This window comes from Peribacillus deserti (genome assembly GCF_016909175.1).
Lineage (GTDB): Bacteria > Bacillota > Bacilli > Bacillales > DSM-1321 > Paraperibacillus > Paraperibacillus deserti.
Window position 1 is genome coordinate 1 of sequence record NZ_JAFBFI010000009.1, and the last position, 13372, is coordinate 13372.

The following is a 13372-nucleotide window of genomic DNA, read 5'->3' on the forward strand; positions in this document are numbered from 1 at the left end:
AGGCACGCCGCCAGCGTTCGTCCTGAGCCAGGATCAAACTCTCCGAAGAATGTTTGATATAGCTCTTAAAAGTTTAAAACTTGTTTTTGTATTTTTCTCGAAAGAAAAATACGCTTGGCGTCTTGTTTCGTTCAGTTTTCAAAGAACAATCATTAGTCAGTATTAGTCAGTCGCTCGTAAGCAACTTAATAATCATAACACGTTTAAAGTATCAGGTCAACACTTTTTTTAAGAATTTATTTAACTGATATTCAGCCGCTAAAAGCAGCTCAATAAATATAACACGCGTGAAACAAGAAATCAATATCTTTTTCCTAATTCCTTTTTATTTATATTCAAACGAAATAGAATCACACCTAACCGATTAAAAGAACGGGTATATTGAAATACACAAATCGCTTATTAAAGGGTATTGTTTAAATAGTTATTAATAGATAGGAGTTTCAAAAAATGGATTTAAAACGTATGCTTTCACACGTTTATTGGATTGGAGGTTCTCCTTGCGCAGGAAAGACTACCCTTGCACGGAAACTTGCCACTCAATATAACTTTACCTATTACAAATGTGATGACTGTTATGAAGATCATATGTCCAGGAGCACAGCAGACCAACAACCAGCCATGTATAGGATAAAGGATTTAACATGGAGTCAAGTATGGTCAAGTCAATTTTGTTCTCTAACGGTTGATGTGCAGATGCAGGAAGTCATAACCGTGTATCAAGAACAATTCCAGTTCATTTTTAGAGGACTTATTAAAACTTCCGAGTACTTCAAACGTCCTTGCAGAAGGAGCTGCTTTACTTCCCGAAATGGTTGCACCCTTGCGGGTTAAGCCCGATCAGGCTATATGGATGATCCCTTCGCCTGATTTTCAAATTGAACACTATTCTAAACGGGAATGGATTCACAGCATTTTAAACCAATACAAAGAACCTGAAACGGCCTTTTCCAATTGGATGCTCCGAGACATCAAATTTGCTGAAAAAATCAGTAAAGATGCCGATGCACTCGGTTTGTTAACGAAAAAAGTAGACGGCAGAAGATCCATCAGCCAGAATTATGAAGAATTAAAAAACAAGTTCAAGCTAAACTAAGAATCATTGGAAAAAGTAATATGCAGCTCGACAGAGAAAAAGGAGCTAATAGTACTATCCCCTTTAAACCCAGCGGCAATTGGAAAAACAGGATTACCGAAAACAATTATATAAATGAAAAAAGCATCTCACCAATGCGAGATGCTTTCTTTGTTAACCTCTTAGTGTTGCTCCTGTCTTTTCTTCTACGGCTTTTAGAACTTTGTTGTGAGCCTTTGTAACCTCTTCGTCAGTTAAAGTACGCTCTGGATCTAGATATTTTAGAGAGAACGCAACGGACTTTTTCCCTTGTTCCATACGATCTCCTTCATATAGGTCAAATATCGAGACTTCTTTTAACAATTTACCGCCTGCCTCTAAAATAATCCCGTAAATGTCACCAGCCGCAGTTTCACTGTTCACAACTAGGGCAATATCCCGGGTGATGGATGGGAACCTAGGAATTGATTCGTAGGCAATCGGCTCTGCTTGCGCCTGTAAAATGCTTTGAAGAGATAGTTCAAATACGAAGGTATCCTTTAAATCCATTTCCTTTTGCACAGAAGGATGAACCTGACCTACAAAACCAATCGGCTCGCCATTAAGCTTGATTTCTGCTGTTCGTCCCGGATGCATGCCTGCAATATCTGCGGGAAGGTAGGTTACAGTCCCGGCTAAACCAAGCTCAGTAAACAGGCCTTCAAGCACTCCTTTTGCAACATAAAAATCTACAGGCTTTTTCTCGCCCTGCCATAGTTGTGAATGCCATAATCCTGTTAAAGCACCCGCTAGCTGTTCCTTTTCTATTGGCAGTTCGTCTTCTTCGGTTTTTAAGAATACAGAGCCTGTTTCGTATATGGCAATAGAATCATTTTGGCGCGCAAGATTATATTTCAAGATTTCCAGCAGCTGTGGAGTGATGCTCAGCCTTAACGTGCTTCGCTCTTCACTCATGGGCATAGCCAGGCGGATTGTATCAGCCTTTTCTAACGAATACTGCCCTGCTTTTTCATCCGTTGTCAAGGAATAGGTTACAGCCTGGTAAAGCCCGGCTCCTTCAAGAAAACTTCTCACTCTTCTTCTTTTTAATTGATATGGAGTTAACCCTCCTGGAACTGTTTCAGCCACCGGAAGCGTTACGGGAAGATTATCATACCCATATAATCGGGCTACTTCTTCAATTAAATCTTCTTCAATAGTTATATCCCCGCGCCTCGTTGGAACAGTAACGGTGATTTCTTGGCCTTCAACAACAGCAGCAAACTGAAGGCGCTCGAAAATATCCTTGATTTGAGTTATTTGTAACTCCGTCCCCAGAACTTTGTTTATTTTATCAAGAGTTATGGAAACCACTGCTGGTTCAGCCTGCAGCGAGTCTGAGGTTACTGAGCCTTTTAGCACCGTTCCAGCTGCATACTTCGCCATTAAGTCAGCGGCACGTTCTGCAGACTGGCGTACGCGGTTTGGATCTACGCCTTTTTCGTAACGTGAGCTCGCTTCACTTCGCAGTCCATGATCTTTAGACGCTTTACGTATCACTCCTCCAGTAAAATACGCAGATTCCAATAGAACTGTCGTTGTATCGGAACCAACCTCTGAATTAGCACCGCCCATAACACCGGCAAGAGCAATTGGCTCAGATCCATTTGTAATAACGAGGTGATCTGCCTTAAGAGTACGTTCTGTTTCATCTAAAGTTACAATTTTTTCTCCCTCGGACGCTTTTCTTACAAGGATTTCTTTTGATCCAATCTTATCATAATCAAAGGCATGCAGCGGCTGGCCATATTCAAGAAGAACATAATTTGTGATATCTACAATATTATTATGAGGCCTGATTCCGCTATTCATTAATAAAGTCTGCATCCATAATGGGGATGGGCCAATTTTTACATCCTTAATCACTTTAGCTACATATAAGGGGTTATCTTCCTTTGCCTCTACATTTACAGAAATATATTCTGAAGCATCTTCTGCCGAAGCATGTTCTTCTATTTGAGGCCACTTCACTTCTCTGCCAAGGATGGCAGCCACCTCATAAGCAACTCCGAGCATGCTCATGGCATCTGCTCTGTTTGGAGTAAGGCCCAGTTCTAAAATGGAATCATCCAGTCCAAGCAGCGAAAAAGCATCCTGTCCTACTTCTGCATCGCTTGGGAAAACGAAAATACCAGACGAATAATCCTTTGCAACTACTTTCGGTTCAATACCAAGTTCCTGCAGAGAGCAAATCATCCCATTAGATTCTTCACCGCGGAGTTTCGCTTTTTTTATTTTGAAATTCCCAGGGAGTACAGCACCAACAGTTGCAACCGCCACTTTTTGGCCTTTATCGACATTTGCGGCACCACAAATAATCTGGACTGGATTTTCCTGGCCTAGATCGACCAGACACTTATTTAATTTATCTGCTTCAGGATGTTTTTCCTTTTCCAGAACATGCCCTACTACAACACCCTTAAGTCCTTCACTCTTCTTTTCAACACCTTCTACTTCGATACCGCTCTTCGTAATTTTTTCAGCAAGCTCTTCTGGGCTTATTCCTGAAAGGTCTACATATTCTTGTAACCATCTGTAAGATACAAACATGGCTCATCCTCCTTACTTATTCTTCATGCTTGGAAAATTGTTTTAAAAATCGAATATCATTGGTATAGAAATGACGGATATCATCTACGCCATATTTCAGCATGGCAATACGTTCCGGCCCCATTCCAAAAGCAAAACCTGAGTATTTCTTCGAATCAAATCCAGCCATTTCAAGTACATTCGGATGCACCATGCCTGCTCCAAGTATTTCAATCCATCCTGTTCCTTTGCACACACTGCAGCCTCTTCCTCCGCAGACCTTACAAGAAATATCCATTTCTACCGACGGCTCAGTGAAAGGGAAAAAGCTAGGCCTTAATCGGATTTCACGGTCCTCGCCGAACATTTTTTTTGCAAATACATCGAGTGTTCCTTTTAAGTCGCTCATACGGATGTTTTCATCAATGACCAATCCTTCAATCTGCATAAATTGATGTGAATGGGTGGCGTCATCATTATCACGGCGGTAAACTTTCCCAGGACAGATTATTTTAACGGGACCTTTACTTTGATGCTTTTCCATCGTTCTAGCCTGAACAGGAGATGTGTGGGTCCTGAGCAGAATCTCATCAGTTATATAGAAAGAATCCTGCATGTCTCGCGCTGGATGTCCCTTTGGAAGGTTAAGGGCTTCAAAATTATAATAATCCTTTTCCACTTCCGGCCCTTCTGCAACAGCGTATCCCATACTGATAAACAAGTCCTCTATTTCTTCTATTACTTTTGTTAAAGGATGCTTACTGCCAGAACGAACAGGGTTTCCGGGTAAAGTCACATCAATTTTTTCTGCTGCAAGCTTTTCAGCAATGGCTGCTTCCTCAAGGTTTGCTTGCTTCGCTTCGATGTGCTGTGCGATTGCTTCTCGAACTTCATTTGCCAGTGAACCAATTACCGGGCGTTCCTCCGCAGATAGTTTTCCCATCCCCCGGAGCACTTCTGTAATAGGGCCTTTTTTTCCCAGGTATGAAACCCGGATATCATTTAATTCCTTCAGACTTACTGCCTCTTCAACCTTTTGAAGAGCTTCAGCTTGAAGCTCCTGCAAACGTTCCTTCATTCTAAATCCTCCTTTTTATTATGTAGAGCAATTTTAAAAGAAAATAAAAAAACCCCGTCCCCAAAAAAGGGACGAGGTATTATTCGCGGTACCACCCTTGTTAGCGCATATTTCTGCACTCACTTCATTAGGATAACGGCTTATGCCGATGCATCTTTACACTGCTTAACTGCAGTGGTCCCGATGCCGACTCAAGAGGTGAACTTCACACGGCGCCCCTTAAAAATGCTTACAGTCTCAGGCATTTTCTCCCTAGAAAGGAATTCGCACGGCTACTCTTCTCTGTCAATGTCTTTTTCTTATAAAATTTACACCCTATTATAGTATAAATAGGTATGAGTTTCAAACTGAAATTTTAATACTGTATGCAGTTCATATTTTAATGTTTATCATTTTTTCAGATGATATAGAAGGATGCCTGCAGCAACGGCTACATTTAAGGATTCACTGCGCCCGTAAATGGGGATATATAAATTTTTTTCTGTCTGCGCTAATAACATTTTGTCTACACCTTTTCCTTCATTTCCAACTAGCAAGGCAAAGCTGTCCTGTTTATCTGCCTCTTTAAAGGGATCTGCATCTTCAAGAGAAGTTCCATACACTGGAATGCCTTGTTCTTTCAGCTGCCCGATAAAGCTTGATAAACTGGCCTTTATAATCGGAATATGAAAAAGACTGCCCTGTGTCGAACGAATCACTTTCGGATTATACAGATCAGCAGAACCTTCCCCGAGAACAACCGCATCGATTCCCGCTGCATCCGCAGTCCGTATCATCGTGCCAAGATTACCTGGATCCTGAACAGCATCTATTAGTAAAAATTGTTGACCGGACAATCGCTCAATCTGATAAGTTGGCTGCTCACATACGGCTGCAACACCTTGGGGAGCTTCAGTATCAGAAATGGATTTCATTACATCCTGGGATACATAAACAATATCTACGTCATTTAATTCAAATCCGATAGGCAGTTCTATGTTTTCCTGCAAAATAACTTCTGTTACTAAGTTAGTTTCTTTAAGGGCTTCTTCTACTAAATGAAAGCCTTCTATTAAGAATTTCCCCGTCTTGTCCCGGTCTTTTTTAGTTAAAAGCTTTTTCCATTGTTTGACCTGGGGATTTTTGGAGGATTCAATATATTTCAAGCCTGTCTCTCTCCTTCTAATTAAGAAATGATTTACCTATTATATCCTAAACTAAGTACATAATAAATGGAGCGATGAGAAAAGCTATGAAAGTAATCTTGATTATTTGGAGGGATTTTGATGGATATAAACCTGCGCCATGCGGTTATCCACAATGTTACAGGAAAAAACCAGGACCAATTAGAAGAAACAATTGTCGATGCCATCCAGCGGCAAGAAGAAAAAATGCTCCCTGGACTCGGTGTTCTTTTTGAAATTATCTGGCAGGGCACTCCTGAAAATGAAAGAAAAGAAATAGTTCAGCTGCTAGAAAGCGGATTAAATAAATGAACTTATCATTCTTACAAAAAAACCGTGCTGCAGGAGCTTCACGGTTTTTTAGTTCTATATATGAGGCCCTATAGTATAGAAACACATACTTTAGTGAAAGAGAATAGTGCAAAAGCAAAAAAGAGGATTCCCCATATTTGAGCGGGAATCATAGTATATCGGGCTAAATTGGCTGCATCTCCGGCTTCACGAGGGGTTTTAAAGCTGATATATAAAATCATGAATGCTGATTGGATCGACTGAGTTAGTAAAATTCCAGACAGCAGCATCCCCCCATGATTGATCCAGGTTTCACTCCCTTTAGTAATGATCAGCATTAAGATGGCTATAAAAGACAAACACCAAAAAATGCCGTACACATTTCTTACCCAGAGCAGGAGCGCCACTAATGCTGTTGATCCGATTCCATAGATTACCCAGGCAGCGTGCCCATCTGAGATCAGTGTAAAACACAGCAAAGCAAAGGCAGAAGAAAAAGGATACCCGGCAAAACTAGTCATAACTTTGCCGATCCAGCTTCTTGAACCTGTCATAATGAGTCCTTCTGTATTTGAATATAGCGAGATGCTTCTTACCTTCCCATCAAAAAGGAGGGAACAAAGGGCATGGCCTACCTCATGAATCAGTGTATGAACCACACTCAAATACCTGCCAATAACAGGAATACGGCAAAGAAACAGCGCCCCTAGAATATATGACAGAAACACCATAACCGAACACCTCACATGTTAATCTCTTCCTGCTTTCATCATTGTTTACTTTTTTAGTAAAAATGAAACCTATTAATATCCCTGCTGCTGCCGCTCGTAGTTTACTTTGTTTTTAGCCATATAAGATGTCTCTATATCTGCAAAAGAAAAGCCTAGCAAATGTCCAAGCTTTACATACTCCGTGAACATCTCCTTGTATACCTGTTCCCTTGGATCGGCTTTAAAGGTATTTATACTATTATATACAGTTAGGAACTGACTGGTCATACCGCAGTCCCTGCTCTCTGCTTCATCCATATCAGGCCCAATATGCTCATAGGATTTTGTGATACCGAGCGAAAGAATAAAATGTATGCCGTCTACATATTCCTCTAAAATCACTTCCTTAGGAGAGGACTCTTTTAAGCTCCAAAATTTGAAACATCTTGTTTCGTTCGCCAGCTCCCCAACTTCTACAAGAAGCGCCAATACCTTTTTATCGAAGAGCTCCTCTTTCCTCAGTCCATGCATGGTCTCTATGTGCAGATCAAGTGCTTTTTGCATCGCAAACAATTTATCATAATTCATTAATTTCACCCCGTCTTATTTTACTAGGGAAAACAGTAAAAATAGATGTATTACAGCAAGCATTGGAAAGCCGAACTTAAAAGACAAATGCTTAGTTTTATGCCGATATACGTTCATTCCAAGAGTCGCCCCCAATGATCCTCCTGCTGCAGCCATCAGCCATAGAGTACTTTCGGCTATTCTATACTGATGCCTCTTCGCTCTCTCCTTATCTACCTTCATTGTGATAAGCGAAACCACATTTATTATCAAACCATATAGGGCCAAAATATAAAGCCAGTTCATCAATATCGCTACTTTCTTCCTGAGTTTTAACGGAATAGTAATCCACGCTTATGTTTCCTCAATTTCCCTTGATATTCCCGCAATATTCTTCAATAATCCTGCAATTCTCCATGAATTTCACCCAATAATCTATGATAATCACGCGGGTACATGGATAAAGATCTCCACTTGAATAACAACCATTTCACTAACAGAGAACTACTTTTCGCATCTATTATAAATAAAAAAGGATGCTCTGGGAGCATCCTTTTATAACATCCTGCAAGAGGATTTATTATTGATCAAGGTGTTTTTTAGCGATGTTTGCAAATTCAGCAAATGCGTTTACATCAGTGATTGCAAGCTCAGCTAGCATTTTACGGTTCACGTCAACCTCAGCAAGCTTTAAGCCGTGCATTAAACGGCTGTAAGAAAGACCGTTCATACGAGCTGCTGCATTGATACGAGTGATCCAAAGCTTACGGAAATCGCGTTTTTTCTGACGGCGATCACGGAAAGCATATTGTAGAGATTTCATTACTTGTTGGTTAGCTACTTTGAACAAAATGTGTTTTGCACCATAGTAACCTTTAGCTAATTTTATGACTTTTTTACGACGTTTGCGAGTAACAGTACCGCCTTTTACACGTGGCATGTTATTTCCCTCCTATATATAAATCTCGTTAAATTACTTAATGTTGTCTAGCATGTGGCGAATGCGTTTGAAGTCACCTTTGCTTACAAGGCTGGCTTTGCGAAGCTTACGCTTAGCTTTAGTAGATTTGTTAGCGAATAAGTGGCTTGTGTAAGCGTTAGAACGCTTAAGTTTACCTGATCCAGTCTTTTTGAAGCGCTTTGCGGATCCACGGTGAGTTTTCATTTTTGGCATAAGGGATTCCTCCTCATAACATTACTTTTCGTTTTTAGGTGCTAATAGTATAAACATGCTGCGGCCATCCATTTTCGGATGTGTTTCGATTGTAGAAACATCCTTGCATGCCGCTGAAAAACGGTCAAGAACACGTTGTCCAATTTCTTTATGAGTGATCGCACGGCCTTTAAAGCGGATAGATGCTTTTACTTTGTCACCTTTTTCAAGGAACTTAATGGCATTTTTCAGCTTTGTATTGAAGTCATGTTCTTCAATTGTAGGGCTGAGGCGAACCTCTTTTAAATTAATAATCTTTTGGTTTTTGCGTGCTTCTTTATCTTTCTTTTGCTGCTCAAAACGATGTTTTCCATAGTCCATTATACGGGCTACTGGAGGCTTTGCATTTGGAGCAACCAATACGACGTCAAGATTAACACGCGCTGCAATTTCTAAGGCTTCAAATTTAGTTTTGATTCCTAATTGCTCTCCGTTTTGGTCTATGAGACGAAGTTCGCGGGCACGAATACCCTCGTTTACCATCATGTCTTGTTTGCTAATAATTAGCCACCTCCAAGGTAATTTTGGCGAATACAAGGTTTAAGGTCATTTAAAAGCTGTCCTCATTCACCATGATTGCTGTTGGTTTATCTAAAAAGCAAATAAAAAAGTGCGGATGCTGGAAACACCCACACTGATTAATTAAATAGACAAAGTCAGATAATCATCATGAACCTGTTAACTGCAAAATGCGTCAGTCAGGTGAGAAGCGGGTGCCTCTTCTTTTTCTCAAACACGTATTCAATTCACCTTAGAAAATATATCATGGATCACGTTTATCTGTCAACCATTAAACTATTTTCACAACAGAATTTATATTATCAGATATATAGACCGGTTGCAAGGGTATTTACAAAAATTATTTTCAGACATGGCGCTCATATTATAAACTCACTTACTGTCCATCTCCTTTTTTAATAGCATTATAGCTTCTTCTATACTTAATACCACCAATTTTTTATCTTTCCTCCTCCTTATCGACAATGACCTATTCAGCACTTCTTGATCACCTATGACGATCATATAAGGGATTTTTTGCATTTCAGCTTCCCTGATTTTAAGCCCCATTTTCTCTAATCGGCAGTCTACTTCAATTCTGAACCCGGCTTGCTCAAATTGTTGTTTAATTTGATTTCCGTATTCAGCGTGAACTTCAGAAATCGGAATGATTTTCGCCTGCACTGGAGCCAGCCATAACGGAAATTCCCCGGCATAGTGTTCGATGAGAATAGCCATAAAACGCTCAATCGATCCGTAGATTGCCCGATGAATCATAACCGGCTGTTGCGGCTTACTGTCTTCGCCAATGTACGAACAGCCAAATTTCTCAGGCATCTGAAAATCGAGCTGTACTGTTCCGCACTGCCAGCTTCTTCCAAGGGAATCTAAAATGTGAAAGTCTATTTTCGGACCGTAAAAAGCCCCCTCACCATGATTAACTTGATAAGGTAAACCCTTTGCTTCCAGCACGGATTCTAGAGATGCTTCTGCTTTATCCCACATATCAGCGGATCCCATAAAATCTTCCGGCCTAGTGGAGAGCTCCACTTTGTAACTGAACCCAAATCTAGAATAAAATTCATGAATTAAATCGAGAATGCTGTCAATCTCTGGTTCGATTTGATCTTCACGAACAAAAAGGTGGGCATCATCTTGAGTAAAAGATCTGACTCGAAGTAAGCCATTGAGAGAGCCAGATAATTCGTGCCTGTGGACGAGGCCGAGCTCCGCATATCTAACTGGCAGCTCCCTGTAGCTTCTGCGTTTGCTGTTAAAAATAAGGACAGCTCCTGGGCAGCTCATAGGCTTTATGGCATAATCCTGTTCATCTACACGTGAGAAATACATATTTTCATGATAATGATCCCAATGTCCCGATTGTTCCCAGAGAGATTGTTTCATCATGATCGGTGTCTTTATTTCCTGATATCCGGCTGATTGATGCTTTTTCTTCCATAAGCTCTCCAGCTCGTTTCGAATAACCATTCCCTTTGGAAGGAAAACTGGCATTCCCGGAGCCTCTTCCATTGAAGTGAATAACTCTAATTCCTGCCCTAATTTACGATGATTCTGAATTTCAGCTTGATTTGAATTCATCCCTAATTCCTCCTGTATAAATAGTAGTAAATTCTGTACTTTTATCAGCCAATAAGGCTTTAGAACAAAAAACCGCACCCATCCCTATATAAGGGACGAGTGCGGTCGTGGTGCCACCCTAATTCCACTACACCAAAAAGTAGTGTAATGCTCTGGTAAAATAACGGGTTTATCCGATTATGGCTACTCAAATATTCGCCATAATAGCTCTAAGGCGGTAAATTGAAAACTTTCTCCAGGGCTCTCAGCCTATGGCCCTGTTCTCTGTAGAGAAGACATAAACAATTGTTGTCCTTTTCATCGCTTTTTTATATTCGTTTGTTTAGATCCCTTTTCTATGATCCTCTGAGCGAGGCCAATCGTTATCATATATTCATGCAGCAAAAAAACGCACCCATCCCCCATAAAAGGGACGAGTGCGCCGTGGTTCCACCCTTGTTTCATAAAGAGTAAATCAAACTCTCTATGCTCCGGGACAAATAACGGTTTGGACCGATTATGGATACTGTTAGTTCCCCATAATAGCTCAGAAGGCGGTAAAACACTCTGCTTTCTTCAGGGCTTGCAGCCAATGGCCCTGTTCTCTGGAAAGAAAACTCAAGTGATTGTTGTCCTCATCATTGCTTTTTTATTATATAAATCAGTTACATAGTGTTCTAATTCGATAAACTTATTTTTTTATCTCTTTTGAAATCATTCCTTGGAAGTCGCCAAAGCTCATTGTTTCTGATTTTTGTTCACCATATTTGCGTACATTTACAGCATTTTCTTGAATTTCGTTATCCCCTACCACTAACATATAAGGGATTTTTTGCATTTGTGCCTCGCGAATTTTATAACCGATTTTTTCATCACGGTGATCTAGTTCAACACGAAGGCCTTCCTCCTGCAATTTCTCTTGAATCTGCTTAGCATAATCAAGATGCACTTCTGGAGAAACAGGTATAACCTGAACCTGTACAGGTGCAAGCCATGTCGGGAAAGCACCTTTGTATTCTTCAATTAAGAAGGCTACAAAGCGTTCCATTGTAGAGACTACACCGCGGTGAATAACGACCGGACGATGAGGTTTTCCATCTTCCCCTACATAAGATAAGTCAAATCGTTCAGGAAGCAGGAAATCCAGCTGAACGGTAGACAGCGTCTCATCTTTCCCAAGCGCCGTACGAACCTGCACGTCTAGCTTAGGACCGTAGAATGCCGCTTCACCTTCAGCTTCAAAATAATCAAGGCCAAGCTCATCCATTGCTTCCTTCAGCATGCTCTGTGCTCTTTCCCACATTTCATCATCATCGAAGTATTTCTCTGTATCCTGTGGATCGCGGTAAGACAGACGGAATGAATAATCGTTAATATCAAAATCTTTATAAACAGCTAATACTAGATTAACCACGCGCTTGAATTCTTCTTTAATTTGATCAGGGCGTACAAAAATATGAGCATCATTAAGAGTCATCCCTCTAACCCGCTGAAGGCCGGATAGTGCACCTGACATTTCATAGCGGTGCATCGTTCCAAGCTCCGCAATACGGATTGGCAGCTCACGATAGCTGTGGATCGCATTTTTATATACCATCATATGATGCGGACAGTTCATCGGACGAAGAACCAGCTGCTCATTATCCATATCCATTACTGGGAACATGTCTTCACGATAGTGGTCCCAGTGTCCTGATGTTTTATAGAGGTCCACGCTTCCCATGATCGGGGTATAGACGTGATCATAGCCAAGTCTTACTTCTTTGTCGACAATGTAACGCTCTACGATCCGGCGGATTGTGGCACCTTTTGGCAGCCATAGAGGAAGGCCCTGGCCAACCTTTTGTGAATTCGTAAACAAGCTTAGTTCCTTGCCCAGCTTTCGGTGATCGCGTTCTTTTGCTTCTTCAAGCAGCCTTAAATGCTCTGCTAAATCTTCCTTCTTGAAGAAAGCTGTTCCATAGATCCGCTGAAGCATTTTATTGTCGCTGTTGCCTCTCCAGTAAGCACCGGCAATACTAAGGAGTTTAAATTCTTTAATTTTCCCTGTAGATGGTACATGAACTCCTCTGCAAAGGTCGAAGAATTCTCCCTGTCTATATATAGTAACCGTTTCATCCGCTGGGATCGCTTCAATAAGTTCAAGCTTGTATTCATCCGCAATTTCTTTAAACATTTGTATAGCTTCGTCACGGCTTACTTCTTCACGGACTACTTCAAGATTTTCGTTTACAATTTTCTTCATTTCTTTCTCAATTAAAGTAAGACTTTCAGGCGAAAGCGAATCTTCTGTATCGATATCGTAATAAAATCCGCCTTCAATAACCGGCCCGACTCCAAGCTTTACGTGATTATATAAGCGTTTGACTGCCTGAGCCATTAAATGCGCTGTACTGTGCCGCAATATTTCAAGTGCATCTGTGCTGTCTTGAGTTACAATTTCAATTGAACCATCGTTTTCAATGGGTCTTTTCAAGTCATACAGAATTCCGTTCACTTTCCCGGCCAGTGCTTTTTTCTTTAAGCCTGGGCTTATAGAGAATGCAATATCCTCTGTAGTTGTACCTTTTTCGAATTCCTTTACCGCACCATCCGGAAACGTTACTTTTATCATTTCAGACATACCAGCCA

The 13372-nt window shown here is 40.8% G+C and carries 14 protein-coding genes and 4 other annotated features; of the genes, 3 read left to right on the top strand and 11 right to left on the bottom strand.

The window, feature by feature from the left end; genetic code table 11:
• The first annotated feature begins 450 nt into the window (after positions 1-450).
• Both JOC77_RS21275 and JOC77_RS21280 read left to right on the top strand, forming a co-directional pair.
• The gene (locus JOC77_RS21275) at positions 451-834 is read left to right on the top strand and encodes a nucleoside/nucleotide kinase family protein (protein ID WP_239558714.1); all 384 of its coding nucleotides are present in this window, start codon (positions 451-453) and stop codon (positions 832-834) included.
• Positions 824-1096, top strand: coding sequence for a hypothetical protein (locus tag JOC77_RS21280; protein WP_239558715.1), 273 nt, complete (start codon positions 824-826; stop codon positions 1094-1096). Before JOC77_RS21275 ends, JOC77_RS21280 begins: the two co-directional genes overlap by 11 nt.
• 153 nt (positions 1097-1249) lie before the next feature.
• Here JOC77_RS21280 and pheT read toward each other — a convergent pair whose 3' ends face one another.
• The 3 genes from pheT to JOC77_RS10880 all read right to left on the bottom strand — a co-directional run bounded on the left by pheT (position 1250) and on the right by JOC77_RS10880 (position 5866).
• Positions 1250-3664: a phenylalanine--tRNA ligase subunit beta gene (pheT, locus tag JOC77_RS10870; protein ID WP_204543034.1), complete on the bottom strand. Its 2415-nt coding sequence runs from the start codon at positions 3662-3664 to the stop codon at positions 1250-1252.
• A 16-nt stretch (positions 3665-3680) separates the two neighbouring features.
• Entirely contained in the window at positions 3681-4721 is a 1041-nt protein-coding gene (gene pheS / locus JOC77_RS10875) for a phenylalanine--tRNA ligase subunit alpha (protein WP_204543036.1), read from the bottom strand.
• A gap of 64 nt (positions 4722-4785) precedes the next feature.
• Positions 4786-5019, bottom strand: a binding site (T-box leader).
• Between the two features lie 91 nt (positions 5020-5110).
• Positions 5111-5866 (bottom strand): TrmH family RNA methyltransferase, encoded by a 756-nt coding sequence (locus JOC77_RS10880; RefSeq protein WP_204543038.1) that lies wholly within the window; start codon positions 5864-5866, stop codon positions 5111-5113.
• A 120-nt stretch (positions 5867-5986) separates the two neighbouring features.
• Here JOC77_RS10880 and sspI point away from each other — a divergent pair, with 120 nt between their 5' ends.
• Positions 5987-6196, top strand: coding sequence for a small acid-soluble spore protein SspI (sspI, locus tag JOC77_RS10885; protein WP_204543040.1), 210 nt, complete (start codon positions 5987-5989; stop codon positions 6194-6196).
• A 68-nt stretch (positions 6197-6264) separates the two neighbouring features.
• Here sspI and JOC77_RS10890 read toward each other — a convergent pair whose 3' ends face one another.
• From JOC77_RS10890 to thrS (JOC77_RS10925), 8 genes are all read right to left on the bottom strand, one after another.
• Positions 6265-6906 carry a M50 family metallopeptidase gene (locus tag JOC77_RS10890; RefSeq protein ID WP_204543042.1) on the bottom strand — a complete coding sequence of 214 codons (642 nt, stop codon included), beginning with the start codon at positions 6904-6906 and terminating at the stop codon, positions 6265-6267.
• Between the two features lie 72 nt (positions 6907-6978).
• The gene (locus tag JOC77_RS10895; protein WP_204543044.1) at positions 6979-7473 is read right to left on the bottom strand and encodes a dUTP diphosphatase; all 495 of its coding nucleotides are present in this window, start codon (positions 7471-7473) and stop codon (positions 6979-6981) included.
• Positions 7474-7488: 15 nt separating this feature from the next.
• Positions 7489-7758, bottom strand: a complete 270-nt coding sequence (locus tag JOC77_RS10900) for a DUF1294 domain-containing protein (RefSeq protein ID WP_204543440.1) — start codon at positions 7756-7758, stop codon at positions 7489-7491.
• A 274-nt stretch (positions 7759-8032) separates the two neighbouring features.
• Positions 8033-8392: a 50S ribosomal protein L20 gene (rplT, locus tag JOC77_RS10905; protein WP_204543046.1), complete on the bottom strand. Its 360-nt coding sequence runs from the start codon at positions 8390-8392 to the stop codon at positions 8033-8035.
• A 33-nt stretch (positions 8393-8425) separates the two neighbouring features.
• The gene (gene rpmI / locus JOC77_RS10910) at positions 8426-8626 is read right to left on the bottom strand and encodes a 50S ribosomal protein L35 (protein WP_204543049.1); all 201 of its coding nucleotides are present in this window, start codon (positions 8624-8626) and stop codon (positions 8426-8428) included.
• Between the two features lie 21 nt (positions 8627-8647).
• Positions 8648-9151 (bottom strand): translation initiation factor IF-3, encoded by a 504-nt coding sequence (gene infC, locus JOC77_RS10915; protein ID WP_204543052.1) that lies wholly within the window; start codon positions 9149-9151, stop codon positions 8648-8650.
• 112 nt (positions 9152-9263) lie between these two features.
• Positions 9264-9396, bottom strand: a sequence feature (ribosomal protein L20 leader region).
• A 160-nt stretch (positions 9397-9556) separates the two neighbouring features.
• Positions 9557-10762, bottom strand: coding sequence for a threonine--tRNA ligase (thrS, locus tag JOC77_RS10920; RefSeq protein WP_204543060.1), 1206 nt, complete (start codon positions 10760-10762; stop codon positions 9557-9559).
• Positions 10763-10850: 88 nt separating this feature from the next.
• Positions 10851-11072, bottom strand: a binding site (T-box leader).
• A 95-nt stretch (positions 11073-11167) separates the two neighbouring features.
• Positions 11168-11392: a binding site (T-box leader), on the bottom strand.
• A gap of 40 nt (positions 11393-11432) precedes the next feature.
• Positions 11433-13364, bottom strand: a complete 1932-nt coding sequence (thrS, locus tag JOC77_RS10925) for a threonine--tRNA ligase (protein ID WP_204543068.1) — start codon at positions 13362-13364, stop codon at positions 11433-11435.
• Positions 13365-13372: the final 8 nt, after the last annotated feature.

Excerpts from the sequence above, each read along its gene's own strand:
- JOC77_RS21275 (WP_239558714.1), top strand. The coding sequence starts at position 451 with ATGGATTTAAAACGTATGCTTTCACACGTTTATTGGATTGGAGGTTCT.
- pheT (WP_204543034.1), bottom strand. The coding sequence starts at position 3,664 with ATGTTTGTATCTTACAGATGGTTACAAGAATATGTAGACCTTTCAGGA.
- pheS (WP_204543036.1), bottom strand. The coding sequence starts at position 4,721 with ATGAAGGAACGTTTGCAGGAGCTTCAAGCTGAAGCTCTTCAAAAGGTT.
- sspI (WP_204543040.1), top strand. The coding sequence starts at position 5,987 with ATGGATATAAACCTGCGCCATGCGGTTATCCACAATGTTACAGGAAAA.
- JOC77_RS10890 (WP_204543042.1), bottom strand. The coding sequence starts at position 6,906 with ATGGTGTTTCTGTCATATATTCTAGGGGCGCTGTTTCTTTGCCGTATT.
- JOC77_RS10895 (WP_204543044.1), bottom strand. The coding sequence starts at position 7,473 with ATGAATTATGATAAATTGTTTGCGATGCAAAAAGCACTTGATCTGCAC.
- JOC77_RS10900 (WP_204543440.1), bottom strand. The coding sequence starts at position 7,758 with ATGAACTGGCTTTATATTTTGGCCCTATATGGTTTGATAATAAATGTG.
- rplT (WP_204543046.1), bottom strand. The coding sequence starts at position 8,392 with ATGCCACGTGTAAAAGGCGGTACTGTTACTCGCAAACGTCGTAAAAAA.
- rpmI (WP_204543049.1), bottom strand. The coding sequence starts at position 8,626 with ATGCCAAAAATGAAAACTCACCGTGGATCCGCAAAGCGCTTCAAAAAG.
- infC (WP_204543052.1), bottom strand. The coding sequence starts at position 9,151 with ATGATGGTAAACGAGGGTATTCGTGCCCGCGAACTTCGTCTCATAGAC.
- thrS (WP_204543060.1), bottom strand. The coding sequence starts at position 10,762 with ATGAATTCAAATCAAGCTGAAATTCAGAATCATCGTAAATTAGGGCAG.
- thrS (WP_204543068.1), bottom strand. The coding sequence starts at position 13,364 with ATGTCTGAAATGATAAAAGTAACGTTTCCGGATGGTGCGGTAAAGGAA.